This is a genomic window from uncultured Bradyrhizobium sp., from assembly GCF_947648125.1.
Taxonomy (GTDB): Bacteria; Pseudomonadota; Alphaproteobacteria; order Rhizobiales; family Xanthobacteraceae; genus Bradyrhizobium.
The window spans coordinates 156,056-175,778 of the sequence record NZ_CANSMR010000010.1; the positions used below are offsets into that span (position 1 = coordinate 156,056).

The 19,723-nt window shown below is 63.4% G+C and carries 19 protein-coding genes and 1 tRNA gene; 13 read left to right on the top strand and 7 right to left on the bottom strand.

What is annotated here, in order from left to right; all coding sequences use genetic code 11:
- Positions 1-39: 39 nt before the first annotated feature.
- Positions 40-1,386 carry a hypothetical protein gene (locus tag Q0030_RS19615; protein ID WP_298370485.1) on the bottom strand — a complete coding sequence of 449 codons (1,347 nt, stop codon included), beginning with the start codon at positions 1,384-1,386 and terminating at the stop codon, positions 40-42.
- 463 nt (positions 1,387-1,849) lie between these two features.
- Here Q0030_RS19615 and Q0030_RS19620 point away from each other — a divergent pair, with 463 nt between their 5' ends.
- Positions 1,850-3,259 carry an MFS transporter gene (locus tag Q0030_RS19620; RefSeq protein WP_298370488.1) on the top strand — a complete coding sequence of 470 codons (1,410 nt, stop codon included), beginning with the start codon at positions 1,850-1,852 and terminating at the stop codon, positions 3,257-3,259.
- Between the two features lie 201 nt (positions 3,260-3,460).
- On the opposite strand, the gene Q0030_RS19625 is transcribed toward Q0030_RS19620, so the two are convergent.
- On the bottom strand, positions 3,461-4,363 hold the full coding sequence (locus Q0030_RS19625) for a LysR family transcriptional regulator (RefSeq protein WP_298370490.1): 903 nt from the start codon (positions 4,361-4,363) through the stop codon (positions 3,461-3,463).
- 96 nt (positions 4,364-4,459) lie between these two features.
- On the opposite strand from Q0030_RS19625, the gene Q0030_RS19630 reads away from it, so the two are divergent.
- The 6 genes from Q0030_RS19630 to Q0030_RS19655 all read left to right on the top strand — a co-directional run bounded on the left by Q0030_RS19630 (position 4,460) and on the right by Q0030_RS19655 (position 9,024).
- On the top strand, positions 4,460-5,161 hold the full coding sequence (locus Q0030_RS19630; protein WP_298370493.1) for a haloacid dehalogenase type II: 702 nt from the start codon (positions 4,460-4,462) through the stop codon (positions 5,159-5,161).
- Entirely contained in the window at positions 5,148-6,386 is a 1,239-nt protein-coding gene (locus tag Q0030_RS19635; protein ID WP_298370495.1) for a CoA transferase, read from the top strand. Before Q0030_RS19630 ends, Q0030_RS19635 begins: the two co-directional genes overlap by 14 nt.
- Positions 6,387-6,411: 25 nt before the next feature.
- Positions 6,412-6,834, top strand: coding sequence for a PaaI family thioesterase (locus Q0030_RS19640; RefSeq protein WP_298370497.1), 423 nt, complete (start codon positions 6,412-6,414; stop codon positions 6,832-6,834).
- 182 nt (positions 6,835-7,016) lie between these two features.
- On the top strand, positions 7,017-7,829 hold the full coding sequence (locus Q0030_RS19645; RefSeq protein WP_298370500.1) for a pentapeptide repeat-containing protein: 813 nt from the start codon (positions 7,017-7,019) through the stop codon (positions 7,827-7,829).
- 199 nt (positions 7,830-8,028) lie between these two features.
- Positions 8,029-8,499, top strand: a complete 471-nt coding sequence (locus tag Q0030_RS19650) for a YbaK/EbsC family protein (protein WP_298370503.1) — start codon at positions 8,029-8,031, stop codon at positions 8,497-8,499.
- Positions 8,500-8,604: 105 nt separating this feature from the next.
- Positions 8,605-9,024 carry a CBS domain-containing protein gene (locus tag Q0030_RS19655; RefSeq protein ID WP_298370506.1) on the top strand — a complete coding sequence of 140 codons (420 nt, stop codon included), beginning with the start codon at positions 8,605-8,607 and terminating at the stop codon, positions 9,022-9,024.
- 678 nt (positions 9,025-9,702) lie between these two features.
- Here Q0030_RS19655 and Q0030_RS19660 read toward each other — a convergent pair.
- On the bottom strand, positions 9,703-10,044 hold the full coding sequence (locus tag Q0030_RS19660; protein ID WP_298370509.1) for a hypothetical protein: 342 nt from the start codon (positions 10,042-10,044) through the stop codon (positions 9,703-9,705).
- A 457-nt stretch (positions 10,045-10,501) separates the two neighbouring features.
- Positions 10,502-11,791, bottom strand: a complete 1,290-nt coding sequence (locus tag Q0030_RS19665) for an NAD(P)/FAD-dependent oxidoreductase (protein WP_298370512.1) — start codon at positions 11,789-11,791, stop codon at positions 10,502-10,504.
- Positions 11,792-11,890: 99 nt separating this feature from the next.
- Between Q0030_RS19665 and Q0030_RS19670 the strand changes: the two genes are divergently transcribed.
- Positions 11,891-12,814: a LysR family transcriptional regulator gene (locus Q0030_RS19670; RefSeq protein WP_298370515.1), complete on the top strand. Its 924-nt coding sequence runs from the start codon at positions 11,891-11,893 to the stop codon at positions 12,812-12,814.
- A gap of 256 nt (positions 12,815-13,070) precedes the next feature.
- Here Q0030_RS19670 and Q0030_RS19675 read toward each other — a convergent pair whose 3' ends face one another.
- Positions 13,071-14,627 carry a winged helix-turn-helix domain-containing protein gene (locus Q0030_RS19675; RefSeq protein WP_298370517.1) on the bottom strand — a complete coding sequence of 519 codons (1,557 nt, stop codon included), beginning with the start codon at positions 14,625-14,627 and terminating at the stop codon, positions 13,071-13,073.
- 118 nt (positions 14,628-14,745) lie between these two features.
- On the opposite strand from Q0030_RS19675, the gene Q0030_RS19680 reads away from it, so the two are divergent.
- Both Q0030_RS19680 and Q0030_RS19685 read left to right on the top strand, forming a co-directional pair.
- Positions 14,746-15,192, top strand: coding sequence for a cupin domain-containing protein (locus Q0030_RS19680; RefSeq protein WP_298370519.1), 447 nt, complete (start codon positions 14,746-14,748; stop codon positions 15,190-15,192).
- A 52-nt stretch (positions 15,193-15,244) separates the two neighbouring features.
- Positions 15,245-15,556 carry a DUF1330 domain-containing protein gene (locus tag Q0030_RS19685; RefSeq protein ID WP_298370521.1) on the top strand — a complete coding sequence of 104 codons (312 nt, stop codon included), beginning with the start codon at positions 15,245-15,247 and terminating at the stop codon, positions 15,554-15,556.
- Between the two features lie 241 nt (positions 15,557-15,797).
- Here the strand turns inward: Q0030_RS19685 and Q0030_RS19690 are convergent.
- Positions 15,798-15,874: transfer RNA gene (locus Q0030_RS19690), tRNA-Arg, on the bottom strand.
- 234 nt (positions 15,875-16,108) lie between these two features.
- Here Q0030_RS19690 and Q0030_RS19695 point away from each other — a divergent pair.
- Together Q0030_RS19695 and Q0030_RS19700 are read left to right on the top strand one after the other, a co-directional pair.
- Entirely contained in the window at positions 16,109-17,188 is a 1,080-nt protein-coding gene (locus tag Q0030_RS19695; RefSeq protein ID WP_298370523.1) for an LLM class flavin-dependent oxidoreductase, read from the top strand.
- Positions 17,189-17,350: 162 nt separating this feature from the next.
- Positions 17,351-18,388, top strand: a complete 1,038-nt coding sequence (locus tag Q0030_RS19700; RefSeq protein WP_298370526.1) for an alpha/beta fold hydrolase — start codon at positions 17,351-17,353, stop codon at positions 18,386-18,388.
- A gap of 38 nt (positions 18,389-18,426) precedes the next feature.
- Here Q0030_RS19700 and Q0030_RS19705 read toward each other — a convergent pair whose 3' ends face one another.
- A complete protein-coding gene (locus Q0030_RS19705; protein WP_092120423.1) occupies positions 18,427-18,831 on the bottom strand; it encodes a YccF domain-containing protein in 405 nt (134 codons plus the stop codon).
- A 170-nt stretch (positions 18,832-19,001) separates the two neighbouring features.
- On the opposite strand from Q0030_RS19705, the gene Q0030_RS19710 reads away from it, so the two are divergent.
- Complete coding sequence (locus Q0030_RS19710) at positions 19,002-19,640, top strand: carboxymuconolactone decarboxylase family protein (protein ID WP_298370530.1); 639 nt, start codon at positions 19,002-19,004, stop codon at positions 19,638-19,640.
- Positions 19,641-19,723: the final 83 nt, after the last annotated feature.

Genomic DNA, 19,723 nt, shown 5'->3' on the forward strand with positions numbered 1-19,723 from the left:
GAAATCGGCGTGCCGTTGCGGGCACGCCGATAGGCTGGATCACGCGTGCCTGTGTGGCGCTGGCCTCGCAGCGGGATGCTGCGGCCGTGGCGCAGGATGGGGCCGCGGAGCCGGCCGTGACACATGCGGTGGCGGCGGACGCCGGGGCGGCGGCGGAGCCCGGTGCACAGCCGTTTGCGCGACGCGCGGCGCCGGCGGACGCGCGGCCGGGCGTGGCGCAGGTGGTGCGTGCTGTGCGATCTGCGGTCTCGGCGCATGCACGGCTGGCGCTGCGACGTGCGGTGCCGGAGCGGGATGGTTGACGGCAACAGGCCGAGCGTGTCCCGTCGGCAGTGCGTGTACAGCCGGCGAAGCGCTTGCCGCAGGCAAGGCGTGTCCCGTTGTCGACGCGTGTGCCGGCGGTAGCGCGCTTCCGGTGGGCAGGGCGTGTCCTGTCGTCGTTGTCTGTGCTTGCGGCAGCGCGTTTCCGGAAGGCAGGGCGTGCCCCGTCGGCGATGCATGTGTTGGCGGCAGAGCGTTTCCGCTTGGCAGAGCGTGTCCTGGCGGCAGGGCATTTCCTGTCGGCAGCGCGTGTGTTGGCGGCAGGGCATTCCCCGTCGGCAAAGCGTGTCCTGTGGTGGATTGCGCATGATGAGGCGGCGGCGCCGCGACTGGCTTGCCCGGGTGCGCGGCGATCACGCCTGCACCGCTGAACCGTGCCGCGTGCGGGGTCGCAGCGATCGCCGGATGACCGTGGTTGTTGGCGAGCGTCAGTGCCGGATCCTTCGTCGCCGCTTCCGCGTGCCGCGTCTGCTCGCCGGTCGCAGCCACATGGTGCTCGTTCGCGGCGGCGAGCTGTTGCGGCGTCGGTCTCACCGTGGTGCCGCCGGTACCGCCGTTGTAGCTGACGTTGGTCGTGTTGTTGATGACGGTCTTGTTGTAGACGTTAGTGACCGAGACATTCGAGATGTTGTTGACGGAACTGTTGTAGAAGAAGTTGCCGCCGCGCCAATAACCGCCCTCATAGCCGATGCCGGTGTAGCCGAAGCCATAGGAGATGCCGCCGTAGAAGCCGACGGTCGCTCCCCAATAACCGGCGTGGAATGCGTAGACGCCATCGTTCCAGCCCCAATAGCCGGGCGTCCATAGCAACTCAGGCGCGGGCGGAAGCACCCACGTGCCGGGAACCCAGTAGTAACCGATATCGTCGCTCCACGCCCAATAGCCGGGAGTCCAGATGTAGCCATCGCCTGGGATCGGCGGCTGCTCGTAGACCGGCAAGGGCGGCGGTGCTGCATCGACGCTGATGCCGATGCCGATGGCAAGCTGCGCGCGCGCAGCGTGAGGTGGAGAGAGACAGCAGAGGCTGAGAGCTAAGGCGAAAGGCAGTCCGGCGATGCGGCGCATGGCACATACTCCAATCTTCTTCCCCCAGCGTTGGAGTTGAATAGTGGCGGCGACATGAACCCGTTGTGAATGTTTGTGCTGACACCGTGATTTTGCGATCGCGCGTCGATGAAAGCGTTAACGACAGCGAATGCACGTCAGCTCGGTGTCAGGATGGAACGCGAATCGCGACGATTCGTAGTTCGGATATAGGCCACGCGACTCGCACGAGACGCGAGTGTGTCGCGTGTCTGCTTCGGGATCTGCATCAGCTGTGTTCGATCGGCTGCGGCTTCAAAGCGAGCGACCTCGCGGCTGGATCAAGTTGTGCTGGCGTCTTGCGTCGCGATCGTGCGCCCTCGACAGCTTCATCACTGCGCCAAATAGTCGAATTTTCCTTTTGAATTGGACGACGACCCCCTGCGCGTCATCAATCGATCATTGGAACATCCGGCTCGCACAAGGCCGGGCAGGGAGGTTTGGAATGGCGCGATCCGCCGACATCGACATCAACGCGGGCGCGCGCCTCGACAGGCTGCCGATCTGCGGATTCCACTGGCGCATCCTGGCCCTGATCGGCGCCGGCATGTTCCTCGACGCGTTCGACATCTATCTGGCCGGCGGTGTGCTGGGCGCGGTGCTCAAGGAAGGCTGGTCGACGCTCGAGCTCAACGCCGCCTTCGTCTCCGCGACCTTCGTTGGCATGACGATTGGTGCCTGGTTCTCGGGCATCCTTGGCGACCGCTTCGGTCGTCGCTTCTCCTATCAGATGAACCTCGCGATCTTCGGCCTCGCCTCGATCGCGGCGGCCTTCGCGCCCAGCATGACCGTCCTGATCGGCCTGCGTTTCGTCATCGGCATTGGCCTCGGCGCCGAGATCGTGGTCGGCTACGCGACCTTGACCGAGTTCGTGCCGGCCGCCTCGCGCGGCCGCTGGATCGGGCTATTGGCCGTGATCACCAACTTCTCGCTGTTCGCGTCATCCATGATCGGCCTGTGGGTGATCCCGACGCTCGGATGGCGCTACATGTTCGGCCTCGTCGGCATCCTGGCGATGATCGTCTGGTTCCTGCGGAAGTCGATGCCGGAATCGCCGCGCTGGCTCGCCGCCAACGGCCGCGCCGATGAGGCCGAGGCGATTCTGTCGGCGATCGAAGCGGAGGCCGCGCGCAAGGGAACGCTGGCTCCCGTCGCCGCCGGCGCGCCGGCGCAGGAATCGCCCGGTGCGGTCTGGCGCCTGTTCCAGCCGCCATATCTCGCGCGCACGCTGCTCGGCAGCCTGCTGCACATCGTCGTCGGCTTCAGTCTCTACGGGTTCATCGGCTGGCTGCCGACCTTCATGGTCAAGGGCGGCCACAGCGTGGTCTCCTCGCTGGGCTACACCAGCGTGATGGCCCTGGGCGGGCCGGTCGGATCGCTGATCGGGCTCGTGCTGGCGGATCGGCTGGGACGCCGGCTCTCGATCGTCTGCTCGTCGATTGCGGCAGCCGTGCTCGGCATTGCCTATCCATACATGCCGGATGGCGTTGCGCTGGCGGGCATTGGCTTCCTGCTGGTCACCGCGATCTACGTCATGCTGGCGACCGGTTTCGCGATGCATGTCCCCGAACTGTTCCCGACACGCTACCGGCTTCGCGGCACGGCGATCTGCGCCACGTCCGGACGCATCGCGACCGCGCTGGTGCAATACGTCGTGGTCGCGATCTTCGCCTGGCAAGGGTTGACTGGCGTGCTGACCACCCTGGCCGGCATCCTCGTGTTCCAGGCCGTGGTCTTTCTTGTGTTCGGATTCGAGACCAAGGGACGCTCGTTGGAGGACGCGTCGGCCGTCACTGACGCCGAAGCAGGAAGCGAGTTGTCCATCGCGCGGAGGCCGGCGGACATCGGCGCCTAGAGCATAGTGAGATTCAGGTATCATCGCGAACGCGGTGCGCCCCCTCTCCCGCTTGCGGGGGAGGGCTGGGGTGGGGGCTCTCTCCGCGAGTCATGTCGTGGAGAGAGCCCCCACCCGTATCGCATCTCCGATGCGATACGACCTCCCCCGCAAGCGGGAGAGGTGAACCCAGTCTGCCGCGTGCCCGATTCAACCCGGACTTCAGCCCAGATCAGAACACGCCGCCCTGATCCGATCGCGGAGCCAGCCGTTGGCATTGCTCTGATCGTATCTGCGATGCCAGTACAACATCCAGTCGAACGGCGCGGACTCGAACGGCAGTTCCTCCATTCGCAGACCGTCGTCCATCAGCACGGCGGCGAGGTGCCTTGGCATCACTGCGAGCAGATCGGTGCTCTTCAAGACGTGAGGCACGACCAGCCAATGCGGCACATTCAGCGCGATGCGTCGTCGATGGCCGCGTTCGGCGAGCACGTCGTCGACGAAGCGAAGGTCGGTCGGACTCATCGAGACCTTCATGTGCTCCTGCGCGATGAAATGATCGAAGGTCAGCCGCCCGCGCTTGATCGGGTGTCCGCTCCGCATCAGGCAGACCATGCGGTCGCGCAGCAGCGTCTCGGAACGGATCGATGCGGAATGCTCGAGCCCCATGCTGACCGCGACGTCGACCTCGTCCCGCTCCAGCGCATCGATCGTCAAGGACGGCGGCAGATGGATCGTGTTGTAGGAGATCCGCGCATCCGGCGGCCGCGCCGCGGCGAGTCGCGGCAGCAGCAAGCACGCGAGAATATCCGACATCCTGATCGTGAAGGTGCGTTCGGTCCGGGTCGGATCGAAGCCGGCGTCGCTCGCCATCACGCGCTCGACCTGGCGCAGCACCTGGCGCAGCGGCTCCGCCAGTTCGGTGGCGCGGGGCGTGGGCTTCATCCCGCTCGTCGTCCGCACCAGAAGCTCGTCCTCGAACATGGCGCGCAGCCGGTTGAGTGCGTTGCTCATCGCCGGTTGACTGAGGCCGACGCGGTCGGCCGCCTTGGTGACATGACGCTCGGTCAGCAACGCGTCCAGCGCGACGAGCAGATTGAGGTCGATGGATCGGAGATTCATGCCATCATTCATATCGTGAATAGTGAGAGATCACAAATCCATTTCATCTATGACGATGCAGCGCGTATCCAATCGGTCTGAACCAAGGAGGCATCAATGAGCTCTGAGACGATCAAACGCGACGTGAAGATCTGCATGTTCGACCAGTACGGCACGGTCGTCGACATGCAGGGCGGCCTGACCAGGATCGCGGCGCCGTTCCTCGCGAAGAAGGGCTGGAAGGGCGATCCGAATTCCTTCGTCACATGGTGGCGCCGCACGCATTTCGAGAATTCGATGATCGATGCGCTGCTGCATCGCGAGCACACGCCCTATCGCGAGATCGGGCATCGCGCGGTGTCCCACGTGATGGACCGCGCCAAGATCGACTACACGATGGACGAGGTGCGCACCCTCGTCGGCGAGATCGAGAAGCTGGTGCCGTTTCCGGAGGTGCCGGAGGCGCTGGCGCGGTTGCAAGCCAAATACAAACTGGTGGTGCTGTCGAACGGTGATCCGGACATGCTCGAGACCGCGAAGCAGTACCACAAGGTCCCGTTCGATCGCGTGATCTCGGTGGCGGAAGCCAATTCGTTCAAGCCGCATGTCGCGACCTACACCAAGGCGGCCGAGATCATGGGCGTGAAGCCCGCCGAGGTGCTGTTCGTCGCCAATCATGCCTTCGACTGCATCGGCGCCAAGTCCGCCGGCATGCGGACGGCCTTCATCGACCGGCGCAGCCGCCCGTTCGGCATCACGCCGCACCAGCCCGATATCCTGGTGCCGTCGATGAAGGACCTCGCCGATGCGATCGTCTGATCGCGAGCCGCTGTCGGGCATCAGGGTCCTCGACCTCTGCCGCGTGGTCTCCGGTCCGTTTGCCACGATGCAGCTCGGCGATCTCGGCGCCGACGTCGTCAAGATCGAGGACCCGCGGCAGGGCGACGAAAGCCGGCGCTACGGGCCGCCCTTCGTCGGCGGCGAGAGCGCGTATTTCCTGTCGGTGAACCGCAACAAGCGCAGTTGCGCCATCGATCTGAAGTCGCCGGCGGGGCGAGACGCGGTGCTTGACCTTGCATCCGCGGCCGACGTTGTGATCGAGAATTTTCGCCCGGGCACGCTCGACAAATGGGGGCTCGGCTTCGACGCGCTGCGGGCCCGCAAGTCCGACATCATCCTCTGCAGCATCTCGGGATTCGGCCGCACCGGCACAGACGCCTTGCGTCCCGGCTACGATCTGATCCTGCAGGGCGAATCCGGCGTGATGGATATCACCGGTGATCCCAAGGGGCCGCCGACCAAGGTCGGCACCTCGATCGCCGATCTCGTCACCGGCCTGTATGCGTCGCATTCGGTGCTCGCCGCCCTGATGCGGAAGAGCCGGACCGGCGAGGGCGGCCGGGTCGACGTCTCCATGCTCGATGCGATGGCGTCGCTCCTGACGTTCAACGCCGGCATGTACTTCGCCTCGGGACAAAGCCCGACGCGCCGGGGCAACGTCCATCCGACCATCAGCCCGTACGAACCGTTTGAGGCCAGTGACGGCTGGATCAATGTCGGGGTCGCCAACGACAAGTTCTGGGCGGCCTTTTGCGGCGTCATTGGCGATCCGGACTTGCGCGATGACGTGCGCTTCGAAACCGCCCCGAAGCGCGCGGCGAGCCGCAACGAACTCATCGCGATCCTCGCCCCCATCTTCGCCCGCAGGAGCCGCGCCGATTGGCTGCGAGCTTTAGGCGCGGCCGGCATTCCCTGCGGCGCGATCAAATCGGTCGGCGAAGTCTGCGAGACGCCGCAACTCACGCAGCGCGGCATGGTCCAGACCGTCCGCCATCCGGCGGCAGGGGACGTCAGGTTCATCGCGCGGCCGACGCGGTTCGACGACGAGCCCCCGGCACCTTCCACCCGGCCGCCCATGCTCGGCGAACACACGCGCGAGGTGCTTGCGGAATGGCGCGGCTGGACCGACGATCGGCTCGAGAGATTCGCAGTCGAAGGCGCGTTCGGAGACTTTGGGCGGAGCTTCGTGCGATCGCGGAACTGATTATCGTGATCAAGTGAGTGTCGCCATGAGAGATATCGCCGAGCAGATGATGCGTCGCGCCGTCGCGGACGAGCGCCAGGAATTCGGGTCGTTCTTCCTGTCGCGCTTCTTCGGTCTGGAGATCGCCTACCAGGGCGAGGCATGCATCGTCTCCTTCGACGTCGAGAGGCCGCTGTTCAACCCGCAAGGCACGCTGCACGGTGGGGTTCTCGCGACCGCGCTCGACATCTCGATGGGGCATCTCGTCAACCACGTCGCGGGTGCCGGCACCACGCTGGAGATGAAGGTGCAATATCTTGCCGCGGTTCGCGAAGGGCGCCTGACCTGTCACGCGACCTTCCTGAAGCGCGGCCGGAAGACCTTCTTCGTGCAGTCGCAGGCCTCCACCGCAGCCGGCGAGCCGATCGCGCATGCCACGTCGACCTGGCAACTGCTGAGCCGGAGCTGAGAAGCGCGGCCGGTTCGCATCGGCCCGTTGTCGCGCTGCCGAGGCCCCGTCCCTGCGCACGAAACGGTCACGAGCATTGCCAGGATCGTGATCCGGTTTCATACTCTGACGCCGGAAGCGCATCTCCACGGCGCGGCCGGCACGAAGATGAGAGGCGACACCTTAAAGGCGGAGAGACGGCGATGCGGTTTCGTCTCGCGTTTGCTCTTGTATCCATGGCGGCGCTGCTCGTTGATCCGATTGCCGCCATGTCGCAGGACATGTTGCGCAGCGTCGACCTCGACAGTCCCGATATGACGACGTCGGAGATGTCGCGCGCCGACGTCGACGCGCTCCTCAAGACGGCGCATCAAGGAGACCGATACACCGTAGATCTGGAGGGAAAGCGACTGTCGCGCCTCGATCTCTCGGGCCTCGACTTCTCCGGTGGCAACCTTCATCTCGTAAAGCTCAACCGGACCAATCTGAAAGCCGCGCGCTTCGATCGGGCCGTGCTGAACCAGGCTTGGCTCATCGACGCAGATCTGACGGGGGCTTCGCTCGTCAAGGCATCGCTGCTCGGCACGCAGATGCAGCGCGCCAAGCTTGGTGGCGCCGATTTGAGCGGCGCCCGCATCACCGCCGATCTTTCCGGTGCCAGCCTGATCGGGGCCAGGCTCGCGGGTGCGGATTTGAGCGCCGATATGCGCAACCAGTCGATGGGCCTGATGCGTGGTGTGCTCAAATCCGCCGATCTCCGGAATGCGGATCTGAGCGGCGCCAATCTCGCGCGCGCCGATCTCGAATTCGCGCGGTTGCAGAACGCCAATCTGGCGAACTGCAACCTCAACAAGGCTGACCTTGCGGGAGCCGACCTCTCCGGCGCCAACCTCGCCAGCGCCGATTTCACCGAAACCGACCTTGCGGCGGCCCTCTTGCCGGGTGCGGCCGCGCTGGCGGAGGCCCGCAATCTGGACAAGGCCCGGAACTTGAGCCTGGCGCGGCGGCCAGATTAGAGCGTTTTCGAGCGAAGTGGATACCGGTTCGCGTCAAGAAAACGCGTCAAAACAAAAATCTAGAGCCAACGGCTCTAGGGATCGAATTGCAGTGTCCTGCAGCAGGACTTATGTTCTGTCTTGAGAACCACGCAGCCGCTCATCGTGCGGCGGGCAGGGACCACGGTGGATGGTTGCATGTCGCACCGGAGGTGATGTCATGACCATTTCTCCCACACTGCACAAATATCTCGCTGCGGAAAACATCGAGTACGACGAAATTCCGCATGTGCTGACGATGTCGTCAGCCTTGACCGCCCAGGCGTGTCACGTCCCGGGTGATCGCCTGGCCAAGGCCGTTGTGTTGCGCCGCAACGGCGGCTACCTGCTCGCGGTGCTGCCCGCATCGCATCACCTCAGGCTGGCGGATCTGAAGGCGAGCTTCGGTGACGATATCACCATGGCCGCTGAAAGCGAGGTCGATCGGCTGTTCGCGGACTGTGCGCATGGGGCGGTTCCCGCCGCCGGCATCTGCTACGGGCTCGACGTCATCGTTGATGACAGCATCCAGATGCAGCCCGAGATCTATGTCGAAGCCGGCGATCATGAGACGTTGCTTCATCTCGGTCGTGCGCAATTCGCACGCTTGACCGCCGGTTCTCTGCACGGCCGCTTCAGTGCGCACGACTGAGGGCATGATGTCGCTGCGCCTTGAGGCGCAGCACGCATGCGGCCACGCCCGATCTGCTGTATAGTTGCCAGCGAGGGGGCTGCTGCCTTGGAAGGGAGATCCTCCATGAAAGTCAAGGACGTGATGCACAAGGGCGTCGATTGGGTTAGCCCCGATACCCCGATCACCGAAATCGCAAAATTGATGCAAGGGCACGACGTCGGCTGCATTCCGATCGGGCAAGACGATCGTCTGATCGGGATGGTGACGGATCGCGACCTCGTCTGCAAAGGTCTTGCGAGCAAGAACTTCAATTCTGCGCGCACCACGGCGCGGGATGTGATGACCGAAGGCATTCACTGCTGCCGGGAAGACGACGATCTGGCGAAAGCGGTGCATCACATGGAGACGCTGAAGATCCGCAGGCTGGCTGTGATCAACAAGAGCAAACGGATGGTCGGCATGGTCAGCCTTGGGGACGTGGGCCACTTTGCCGGTGCCGATCTCATATCCGAATACATGAAGAGCGTGTCGGCTCATCATTGAGGCGAGGCCGGTCTGCCGGAAACCGGCAGATCGGCCGGCACCATGGCCGGACAACAAACCGTGCCGAAAGACGAACTGGCGCGCCACAGCCGCTGAAGATGGGCACTACTGTTTCGCCGTAGCGCTATGATAGCGCCTGGCGTACGCTCAAGCCGCAGAAGCTGCGAGCTTATGCGAGTTCGCGCTGCGGCCGCGGGGACCCAGTTTGAGGGCGGAATGCTGTGCTGGATCATGTTCTCGCTCGGTGTCACCGACATCAATCGCAGTCGTCGTTTCTACGGCGCAGTACCGCGTCCGCTTGGCCTTGTCCGTATCGTTGATTTCGGCGAGGGCCGTGGTTCCGATTATGATGCCTCGCCGGGGTCGCCCGGCGTTGAGTTCACAATTACCCGCGAAGCGGAGGTAAGGACGCCTATTCCCGGCGCGCATATCTGCTTTCGCGCTCTCGACCGCGCCGCGGTCGACGCCTTTCACGCTGTGGCCCTTCCGTGTGGGGACACGACGACGGCGCGCCCGGGCTTCGGCCGAGCTATCACGCAAACGACTACGGCGCCTTCGTGTTGGAAGCCCGACGGCCGTCGCGTCGAGACGGTCTGTCATGCGCCGACCAGCCCGACGCTCGTCGCGAGCGCCATTCCTTTCAAACATCCGCTCGATGCAACTGGAGGCGGCGTCCGTTCAATCTCCACGCTGACCAGGAAGCGTGGAGGTTGGATGTTGGGTCGCTCCGCCTGTCTGGTCGGCGGCCGGCGCCATCAACCAGGGCTCGCCTGCATCGACCAGGCACGACAGACCGTTGGGCCGCGACAGCAGGATTGTCCAGTTGCCTGCCGGTGCAACGAAGATCTCCACGAGATGGCCGTTGCTGGATAATCCTTGGGCCACCTCGATCTCGCCGAAACGGTCCTTGAGGAGGGCAATGAAATCAGATCGCTGGGCGCAGGTCTCGGCTACGCTGGTCGAAATGCCCAGCACAGTCGCAATCATGACGATTGCCGCCAACCGGATGTATCGCAGCATTGCGTCCTCCCTCCGGGAGGCCACGTACGACTATCGGCATGCCGAGGAAAGCGAATAGCGACCCTCGGCAGCCTCGATGGTCGCGCCCAGACTCTACTTGGTGATCAGGCCTGAACAGATCAAGAGCAAGGACCGGCCGGGGCGCGCGTTGCGCAAACTTCAGACGTCAAATAGCCATGCAGCCTGTGCCCGCATTCTCGCGGCATCATTCGTCCGATCTTTTGCATCGACGTGTCCCGCGATTCGTGGAAGGTTTGGCTTGCATGCCGTCAACAAGGCTGGCGCGCCACGGCCGATGAAGATGGGCACTACGTGTTCGCCGTGGCGCTATGACGCAGCGGCCGACCAAACGCTCCAATCGGCTAATCTGTGATGACCTGCGATCCTGCGCTATGCTTCACCGACGGCTGTCTTCCCGATTTGCGGTGTGGTCTGGCTATCCTTCGATAGCGGCCCTCTAGATCAGTCCCGGATTGTCGTGATGGGCTAGGCTCGGAAACGCCTGACTGAGCGAACCTGATCTGCTTTTCATCTGCTCGGCAAGATATTCCGCGTCTTCGCCGACTCCGTGCAAATGCGCGGACTTGTACTTATAGAGCCACGGCAGCCCCAGGAAATACACGCCAGGCAGGCTTGTGATTCCGCGCTTGTGCATGGGTACTCGCGCAGCCGCAGTCCCGTTGTCAAAGATCGGGAGATCAATCCAATCGAAGTCGTACCGAAACCCGTTGGCCCAAATGATGGTGGAGATGTCGGCCGTGCGGGTCTCAAGGGTCAGGACGGGATTGGCCACTTCTTTCGGGTCGGGCAGGACCTGGGGGCGCTCGTCCGAGGGAGATAGTTCGAGACGGTTGCGGGCGGCGTACTCATCAGCTCGCCGCAGGAAATCAGCCAATGACGCGTCGCCGCTCTCCAGATTTCCACGCAGATCATCTGCCATGGCTAGTTCGTTGTTATTGCCACCGATCACGCGGCCAAGGAGGACGACGCCATTCGCGGCGAGCTGGCGCAAATCCACGTCGTGTCCGCCAGCAACGCCCGTCAACAGTCTTGAGGTTGGTTGATCTGGGCGCTGTTCGACGGTCACATCGGCCTCACCCAATGCCTGTTGCCACCAGATAAGGTCCCGTCCGCGATAACGGCGCGGCGCGCGTCGATGACGGCTCACCGACAAATACACCTGGCGGCCGGCGTGGCAGAGCTCTTCTGCGATTTGACAGCCCGAATTGCCCGATCCGATTACCAGCACCGCGCCCGGAGGAAGTGATCCCGGGTTGCGATAGCGGCTGGAGTGCAGTTGCAGCGTAGTGCCGGCGATCGGCAGAGGATCCACCGGCGCATGATAGGGTCCCGTCGCTATGACCACGTCTTTCGCTTCGATCAGCCCGGCCGGTGTCTCGACGATCAGACTCGTCGATCCCGCCTTCCGGCGAAGGCTGGTGACGGATATTCCGCTGCGCACCGGCGCGCGAATGACCGCCGCATATTGCTCGAGGAAGCCCACGATATCGTCGCGCGACGCGAACGCATCGGGGTCGTTGGCTTGAAAGGCGAGTCCCGGCAGGCGGATGTTCCAGCTGGGGCTTTGAAACATCAGGGAGTCCCACCGCTCGCTGCGCCACCGCTCCGCGATACGCCGCCGTTCGAGAATGAGATGTTCGCGTCCGAGCTGCCGGAGGTGATAGCTCATGGCCAACCCGGCCTGGCCACCGCCGATGACGATGGTTTCAATCTGCTCCTTCATCATGTGGCGGCTCCCATGGCGCGGATGTGTGGCGATGATGCGCCGTCCAATGCAAAATAAAAAATTGATAATAGTTGCTTTAGACGTTAGTTTTTGTTTGCCATGGATACACGCTTTCTCGAAAGCTTCGTTGCTGTGGTCGAGCAAGGCTCGCTCGCCGAGGCTGCGCGTCAGCTTAACCTGACGTCGGCCGCGGTCGCCCAGCGGATCCGTGCTCTTGAAAATGAGATCGGGGTCCGTCTTCTGTTCCGCTCCGGTCGAACCGTGCGGCCCACACAATCGGGAGCGGCGATTCTCGTTCACGCAAGGGATTTTCTAAGGCATGTACGCGATCTCAAATCGATCGCAGCCAACGATACGCCCTCGGGAGAACTGCGGCTGGGCGCAATACAGAGCGCGAAGGCGGGGTTGTTGCCAAACATCCTGTCCGGGATGGCGAAGAAGTATCCGCAAATCGAAATTCATATTGTGGGTGACATGCCGGCGCCGCTTTACGCGAAGGTGTTGAGCGGTGAGCTTGACGCGGCGATAATCGTCAAGCCACCATTTCCAATCCCAAAGACTTGCGATTGGCGCGTGTTGCGGAAAGAGCCTTTAATTGTATTAACCTCCGCAGCGGCATCGGTCCGCGATCCTCATGTTGCCTTGACCTCGGAGCCCTTCATTCGACTGGACCGCACGGGCTGGGCTGGTCGCCTTGTCGACGGCTATCTCCGTCACGCCCACCTTCGGCCCAAGGAGCGATTTGAACTTGATGGACTCGAGGCGATCGCCATCATGGTCGATCGGGGCTTGGGAGTGTCGCTCGTACCCGATTGGTCCCCGCCGTGGCCGGAAGGTTTGTCGCTGCGGAAATTGCCTGTTCCCGACGACTCGTTCACCCGGTACATAGGTCTGCTTTGGACCAGAGCGTCGCTGCGTGCTGGACTGGTTCACGCCTTTCTGGAAGTCGCAGAGACAACCCTCTCGCCCGGACTTAATGGAGTATCGGAACGCAAGCGCGGCAGTCGCAGGCGTTCGCGCTAACTCAACTCGGTGACGGGTCGGTGGGCCACGACGTCACCACGCGCATCGGCACACAAGATCGGGCAAAGGGCTGCTCCATATCGTCATCGCGTGCTCTGGCGTAGCTGGCGCGCCACGGCCGATGAAGATGGGCACTACTGCTTCGCTATGGCGCTATGATGCCGCAGCCTGCCGCGCGCTCCAATCGGCAAAACTGCGACTGCCCGCGATCCCGCACGACATCTCGTGGGCAAGCCGGCAAGTCGGCCCAGCACCTCTATTCTTGCCAACCGGCCTTTTTCAGCAGGCTCGCAACTTCGTCCATCCAATGCCGGTTACGCAACCTGAGTGGTCCCAAGGCGTCGGCGGAAAGCTCTTCCAGTTGGCGCATCTGATCGATGCATAGTCCTGCTTCCTGCAGCCGACCGAGCGCAGCGTAGCAGCAGGCGAGCGTCTCAAAGATGGGACGCCATGCCGGGCGAAGCTTTCGAGCCTTGACGGCCGCGCCAAGCGCGTCCTCGGCTTTGCCGGCAAAAAGGCTCGCGAGCGCCAGCAAATTGCACCAAACGAAGTTCTGCGGATCATGGGGATTCAGCGTGAGGCCTCGTTCGAGCGACGATGCCGCTTCGCCTGCGCTCCCTCGAAATAGCTGTCCCATGCCCAACACGAGGTGGCCAAGGGCAAAGCTTGGGCTGATCTCGATCGCCTTCTCTGCGGCAAGAACCGCCTGTTCTGGCGCGTTGGCATACGCACTGCAGATGGCCAGCGCATAGTGCGAATAGGGATTCCTCTCATCAAGCTGGATCGCCTTCAATGCGGCGTCGAGACCTTCCCGAATGTCCTGCTCCGCCTTGTCGCTCCAGCCATACGCGATGACGCCGGCGCTCACACGGGCGAGCCAGATATGGGCCTCTGCAAGTTCGGGGTCCAACCTGCACGCTCGCCGAAACAGGTCCCGGGCTTTCAAGTGGGTGTCGCGGCCAACGTGATGAAAATGCCAAGTGCCTTTGCGTACCAGGTCCCAGGCCGTGACGTTCCCGCTGTGACGGGCGGCGGCCGGAAGTGATTCCGTCTTAAGCAGCTCAGGCTCGATCGCACCGGCTACTCGCTCGGCGATGGCATCCTGAACGGCGAAGGCCTCCTTGAGCTCCATCTCGTATCGCTCGGCCCAAATCTGGCTCGCCGACGCGGCATCGACCAGTTGCGCGGAGATTCGCAGATGCTGTCCGGATCGCCGCACGCTTCCTTCGAGCACGTACCGGGTGCCAAGTTCGTGGGCCACTTTTTTCGAATCGATCGACTGACCCTTGTAGGCGAAACTTGAGTTGCGCCCGGTGACTCGAAACCACCTGAACCTTGTCAGGGTCGTGATGATATCCTCGGTGATGCCGTCCGCCAGATATTCCTGCTCTTTGTCGCCGCTGACATTTGCAAACGGCAAGACGACGATGGATGGTCTGTCCGGCAGGTTTGCCGGCTGACCGCCCGCCGGCGGGGCATCGCGTACGGAAGATTCCGGCGTATACACGCTGCCGACGAACCGATAGCCTGCTCGGGACACGGTGGCGATCCACTCGCTGCCGTCCGGCTGCGGCCCGAGCAGCTTGCGCAATGCGGCGATCTGAACCGAGAGATTGCTGTCCTCGACAACCGTATCGGCCCATGCGGCCTCCATGAGCGCCGCCTTGCTCAGCACCTGCCCTGGTGATCGCAGCATGGCGTGAAGCAGCGCCAGGCCCTTATGTCCCACCGCAACCAGCCGGTCTTCGCGCATGAGGGCTCCGCGCTGCAAATCGAGCACGAAGGGGCCAAACGCGAAGTGTTGGGTTGCCATGAGACGATCTTCGCCGGCTTTCGCAAGAATTTGGAACTTTTCGCCGCTCGCTTAAGGACTTCCGCTGTTCGCCTGTTCAATCTGGCCGCTGTGGCACACTACCACATGGAGGTCGAAAATGACGATGCTGAAGCAGGCAGCCGGGTCGGACAGTCCATCGCCTGTCGCCGGCAGGGCCGTCGTTGTGAAGGGCGGCGGAGGGTATCGCGCCGAGCAAGGGTCGGACTACCTGCCCGGGATCAGCGCGGAGAGCGTTGGAGCCAAGGCGCTATGGCTGGGTATCGCCACCATCCCGCCGGGAAAGCGCACCAAGGCGCACGTCCACGAGCACCACGAAACAGCATTTTACATGATGAGTGGCGATGAGCTCGAGATGTGGACGGGAGATCAACTGCAGCACCGAGATGTCGTGCGTTCCGGCGACTACCTCTACATTCCAGCCAACGTGCTCCACGTCGCCGTCAACCGCGGGAGTAAACCTGCAGTTTTCCTCGGCGCGCGCAACGAGCCAACCGCTCGGGAAAGCGTGGTGATGTACCCGGAGATGGACGCCAAGGTGCCATAGCCGAGCAGTGTGAGCATTGCGGTCGAGCCAATAGGAGAGAAGGAGTTCTGCGATGACGAAAGGATATTGGGTAGCGTTCGCGGATGTACATGATCCCGAGGGCTACCAAGCTTACATTGCGGAGAATGCCAAGGCATTCCGAAAGTACGGTGGGCATTTCCTGACTCGCGGTGGGAAGTGTGAAGCGCCCGAGGGTAAGCCGAGATCACGCGCGGTCGTAATTGAGTTTCCAACATATCAAGCGGCGCTCGAATGCTACCGGTCGCCGGAGTACGCTAAAGCGATGGCGCTGAGGCAGGGTAAGTCAATAATGGACCTTTCGATCGTGGAAGGATACGCGGGTCCGCAGCCTGCAGATGGGTGACTCGAGCGCGATGAATTGAAGTCGAATCGCTATTTCTTTCTGCCCCTCGTCTCGAGCGGACGTGGGCACCCACTTTTACCAAACCAGTAACGCTTTGTCTTCAATCGCCCTGGAGTCTTCAAGGCCTCGGTCGATCATGGCGAGCATGACGCACGTGCGGCCACCAAAGAGCCGACATAACCACTGCAACAGAGGGCGCCATTGGCGGCCCTCGCTTACGCCAGCGTGGTCTGGCGTAGAGTGGCGCACCCGACACGATTCGAACGTGTGACCTTTGCCTTCGGAGGGCAACGCTCTATCCAGCTGAGCTACGGGTGCGTGCAGGGGTTCATTTAGCTGATTGGCTCCGGGTCGGCAACGGCGTTGTCCGGCCGGTTCAGGGCTGTAAACTGCCTGCCGCCAATATGACAGGCCAAAGCGTTTTCGAGCGAAGTGGGTACCGGTTCGCGTGAAGAAAACGCGTTAAAGCGAGAATCTAGAGCCCCGTTCCGATGCAATCGGAGCGGAAGGGGGCTCTAGAGGAAAAAGGCCGTCTTTCGAGGGAGTTTGCCCATGCGTCCGCTGGAATTCGGCTGGTATCTGCCCACGCATGGCGACACCACGGCCTATGGGCTGATGGAGGCGCAGGTCGCGGGGTCGCCGGAACTCTGCGACCGCGTGGTCAAGGCGGCCGAGGATGCCGGGTTTGAATATCTCCTGATCCCGGTCGGCTCGGTGTGCTGGGAGGCCTGGATATCCGGCGCCTTCATGGCGGCGCGCTCGGCGCGGATCAAGCCGCTAATCGCAGCAAGGCCCGGCTACATCAACCCGGTGCTGATGGCCAAGATGATCTCGACCTTCGACCAGATGTCGGGCGGGCGAATCTGCATCAATTTGATCGCGGGCCAGAACGAGAGCGAGGTCGAGGCCGAAGGCGTGCGCTACGCCAAGGAAGAGCGCTACGCGCTGATGGAGGAGGAGGTCTCGATCCTGAAGGCGCTGTGGACGACGCGCGGCCCGGTGAACTTCCAGGGCCAATTTCACACGATCTCGGGCGCGCATATCAGGCCGCGTCCGCTGCAGCAGCCGTTTCCAAAATTCTATCTCGGCGGCGGTTCGCGGCAGGCCTGGGAGGTCTCGGCGAAGCATTCCGACGTCCATCTGTTCTGGGGCGACCTGCCGGAGCGCATCGCGGACAATATCGCCGAGATCAGGCGGATGGCGCGAGCGCATGACCGCGAGGACGCGATCGGCTTCGGCATGCGGCTGCAGGTGATCTGCCGCGAGAACGAGGCCGATGCCTGGGAGGCGGCCGACCGGCTGGTGCGCCACGCCACCGAGCGGCAGAAGCAGGAGATGAAGACGCTCTACAACCGCTCGGAGGCCAACCAGCGCGTGCAGCAGCTCGCGCGCGACTACGGCGATCTCCCGATGCCGCATCTGTGGACCGGCATCACCAAGGTGCGGCCCGGTGCCGGCATCGCGGTTGTCGGCAACCCCGAGCAATGCGCCGCGACCTTGCAGCAGTTCATCGACGCCGGCTGCCACTCCTTCTGCCTGTCCGGCTATCTGCACGACGAGGAGGCCGAGCGGTTCGGCCGCCTGATCCGACCGATCCTCGCCGCCAACAATCGCGGGCGTCTCGCGGCGTGAGGTGCCGTCTGGAAGCTTTCTGAAAATTCATGGGTGAATCGGCGCCTGACGCGCCATGATCCCGCCCGATCGCATCGTCCCTGCCAAAGCGTTTTCGAGCGAAGTCCGGTTCGCGTCAAGAAAACGCGTCAAAACAACAACGGCACCAACGGAGTCGAAATCATGCATCACCGAGCCTGGCTTGCGGCATTGACGCTGCTCATCGCGACCGTTCACGCGCCGGTCGCGTCGGCAACGCAGGAGCAGATCGAGCGTGACAAGAAGCCGGTCAAGGAGATCGCGAGCGGTCGCATTGCCGTCGGCAGCGCGATGTTTCCCGTCTACCTCTCGGCCGACTGGTCCAATCCGCTGCCGGACGTCACCCGCGCGGTGCTGGTGCTGCACGGGGTGCTGCGCAATGCCGACGACTATTTCCGCGCGGCGCTGAGTGCGCAGGCCGCGGCCGGCGATACTGGCAAGAGCACGCTGATGATCGCGCCGCAATTCCTGATCGAGCCTGATGTCGAGGCGTTCAAGCTGCCGGCGGAGACGCTGCGCTGGAGCCTCTATGGCTGGCAGGGCGGCGAGCCTGCGGTGGCGCCCAATCGGGCGAGCTCGTTCGAGGCGCTCGACGCGATCCTGGCGAAGCTCGGCGACCGCAAGCTGTTTCCGAACCTGAAGCAGGTCGTCGTGTTCGGCCATTCCGGCGGCGGCCAGGTGGTGCAGCGCTATGCGATCGCAGTGAAGGGCGATCAGGTGCTGCTGCGCGAGGGCATCGGCGTGCGCTACGTCGTCGCCAATCCGTCCTCCTACGCCTACTTCACCAAGGAGCGGCCGGAGCCCGCGATCGCGGCGAAGTGTGAGGGCTATAACAGCTGGAAGTTCGGCATGGACGACCGTCCTCCCTATCTCGCCGAGCCGACGCCAACGGTGCTGGAGCAGGCCTATGTCGCGCGCCGTGTGATCTATCTGTTGGGAACGCTCGACACCAATCCCAATCATCCCGCACTCGACAAGTCCTGCATGGCGGAGGCCGAAGGGCCGTACCGCTACGCGCGCGGGCATTCCTATGTCGCGGCGATGCAGGCCCGCGACCACGGCACGCCGAACCACAGCGTGTGGGATGTGCCCGGCGTCGGCCACGAGGGCGGCAAGATGCTCAACTCGCCCTGCGGCCTGACCGCGGTGTTCGACATCCCCGGCTGCGAGGCGGCGCGCTAGAACTCGCGCGAAAGCCCGCCGATCGCGATGTGGTCGCCTTACGCCGGCACGATCACCTTGCCGATCGGCCACAGCGCGATGCCGGCAAGCTTGAGATGCGCCCAGGCGAAGGGGATGCCGATAATCGTCACCGCGAGCAGGATCGCGGTGATCAGATGGCCGATCGCGAGCCACCAGCCGGCCAGGATGAACCAGATCAGATTGCCGATCACGCCGAGCGGTCCGGTTCCGATGTCGGACATGCCGGTGACTTCATCGCGCCGTACCGCGCGCGAGCCGAACGGCAGCAGCGTGTAGACCGCGATGTTGAATGCGGCGCGCGCCCAGGGCAGCCCGATGATGGTCACCGCCATGATGACAGCGGCGATCAGCCAGCCGAACGCCATCCAGGCACCGCCGATCAGGATCCAGAGGATGTTGAGGAGGATAGACACAGGCTGCATGGCTGACACCTTCGCGCCGCTTCGGACGCCTCCAATATAGGCTGATGTCGGGCGTGGCGGTAGGTGCGGGCCCAAACGCGCGCTCGCCGCGTTGCATCTGTCTTGATCGCGACTAAGCTCGCGCGGCCGGGCAGGACACGAGAAGCCTGCATCGGAAAGGGAGAGCAACAATGAGAAAACTGCTTGGGGCGAGCGTTCTGGCAGTGCTGGCGTTGACGACGCCGGCTGCGCGCAGCGAAGACGCCGTGCGTTTTGCGCCGCTCAAGGCCGAGGAACTGTCGCCGCCGCAAAAGGCCTGGGCCGACCTGATCAGCGCGCCGCCGCGCAACGCCAGGTTCACCGTGCCGCCCTACCGCGCCTATATCCGCAATCCCGATCTGGCGCCGAAGCTGTCGAACCTGTCGGACTATCTGCGCTGGAACACCTCGCTGCCGCCGCGGCTCAGCGAAATGGCGATCCTGATCACGGCGCGGCACTGGACCGCGCAATATGAATGGACCGCGCATTATCCGCTGGCGATGAAGGGCGGGCTCGATCCGAAGATCGCGGATGCGATCGCCAGGGGCACGCGGCCCGACGGCATGAAGGATGATGAAGCCGCGCTCTATGATCTCGGCATTGCGCTCTATCGCGACAGGAAGGTCAGCGACGCCGTCTACAAGGCCGCGCTGGAGAAGTTCGGCGAGCGTGGCATCATGGATATCGTCGGCATCATGGGCTACTACGACCTCGTCTCGATGACGCTGATCACAATGCAGGCCGGCTCCGCCAATGACAGCGTGCCGCCGCTGCCGGCTCTGGAGAAGTAGCTCGCTCTCCTATCTCTCCCGCTTGCGGGTAGGGCAATCGCATATGCGTCTTCGCCGGCCGCGCAGGTGCTTGGCATCGTGGC

Coding starts and splice junctions, on each gene's coding strand:
- Q0030_RS19615 (WP_298370485.1), bottom strand. CDS start 1,386: ATGCGCCGCATCGCCGGACTGCCTTTCGCCTTAGCTCTCAGCCTCTGC.
- Q0030_RS19620 (WP_298370488.1), top strand. CDS start 1,850: ATGGCGCGATCCGCCGACATCGACATCAACGCGGGCGCGCGCCTCGAC.
- Q0030_RS19625 (WP_298370490.1), bottom strand. CDS start 4,363: ATGAATCTCCGATCCATCGACCTCAATCTGCTCGTCGCGCTGGACGCG.
- Q0030_RS19630 (WP_298370493.1), top strand. CDS start 4,460: ATGAGCTCTGAGACGATCAAACGCGACGTGAAGATCTGCATGTTCGAC.
- Q0030_RS19635 (WP_298370495.1), top strand. CDS start 5,148: ATGCGATCGTCTGATCGCGAGCCGCTGTCGGGCATCAGGGTCCTCGAC.
- Q0030_RS19640 (WP_298370497.1), top strand. CDS start 6,412: ATGAGAGATATCGCCGAGCAGATGATGCGTCGCGCCGTCGCGGACGAG.
- Q0030_RS19645 (WP_298370500.1), top strand. CDS start 7,017: ATGCGGTTTCGTCTCGCGTTTGCTCTTGTATCCATGGCGGCGCTGCTC.
- Q0030_RS19650 (WP_298370503.1), top strand. CDS start 8,029: ATGACCATTTCTCCCACACTGCACAAATATCTCGCTGCGGAAAACATC.
- Q0030_RS19655 (WP_298370506.1), top strand. CDS start 8,605: ATGAAAGTCAAGGACGTGATGCACAAGGGCGTCGATTGGGTTAGCCCC.
- Q0030_RS19660 (WP_298370509.1), bottom strand. CDS start 10,044: ATGCTGCGATACATCCGGTTGGCGGCAATCGTCATGATTGCGACTGTG.
- Q0030_RS19665 (WP_298370512.1), bottom strand. CDS start 11,791: ATGATGAAGGAGCAGATTGAAACCATCGTCATCGGCGGTGGCCAGGCC.
- Q0030_RS19670 (WP_298370515.1), top strand. CDS start 11,891: ATGGATACACGCTTTCTCGAAAGCTTCGTTGCTGTGGTCGAGCAAGGC.
- Q0030_RS19675 (WP_298370517.1), bottom strand. CDS start 14,627: ATGGCAACCCAACACTTCGCGTTTGGCCCCTTCGTGCTCGATTTGCAG.
- Q0030_RS19680 (WP_298370519.1), top strand. CDS start 14,746: ATGACGATGCTGAAGCAGGCAGCCGGGTCGGACAGTCCATCGCCTGTC.
- Q0030_RS19685 (WP_298370521.1), top strand. CDS start 15,245: ATGACGAAAGGATATTGGGTAGCGTTCGCGGATGTACATGATCCCGAG.
- Q0030_RS19695 (WP_298370523.1), top strand. CDS start 16,109: ATGCGTCCGCTGGAATTCGGCTGGTATCTGCCCACGCATGGCGACACC.
- Q0030_RS19700 (WP_298370526.1), top strand. CDS start 17,351: ATGCATCACCGAGCCTGGCTTGCGGCATTGACGCTGCTCATCGCGACC.
- Q0030_RS19705 (WP_092120423.1), bottom strand. CDS start 18,831: ATGCAGCCTGTGTCTATCCTCCTCAACATCCTCTGGATCCTGATCGGC.
- Q0030_RS19710 (WP_298370530.1), top strand. CDS start 19,002: ATGAGAAAACTGCTTGGGGCGAGCGTTCTGGCAGTGCTGGCGTTGACG.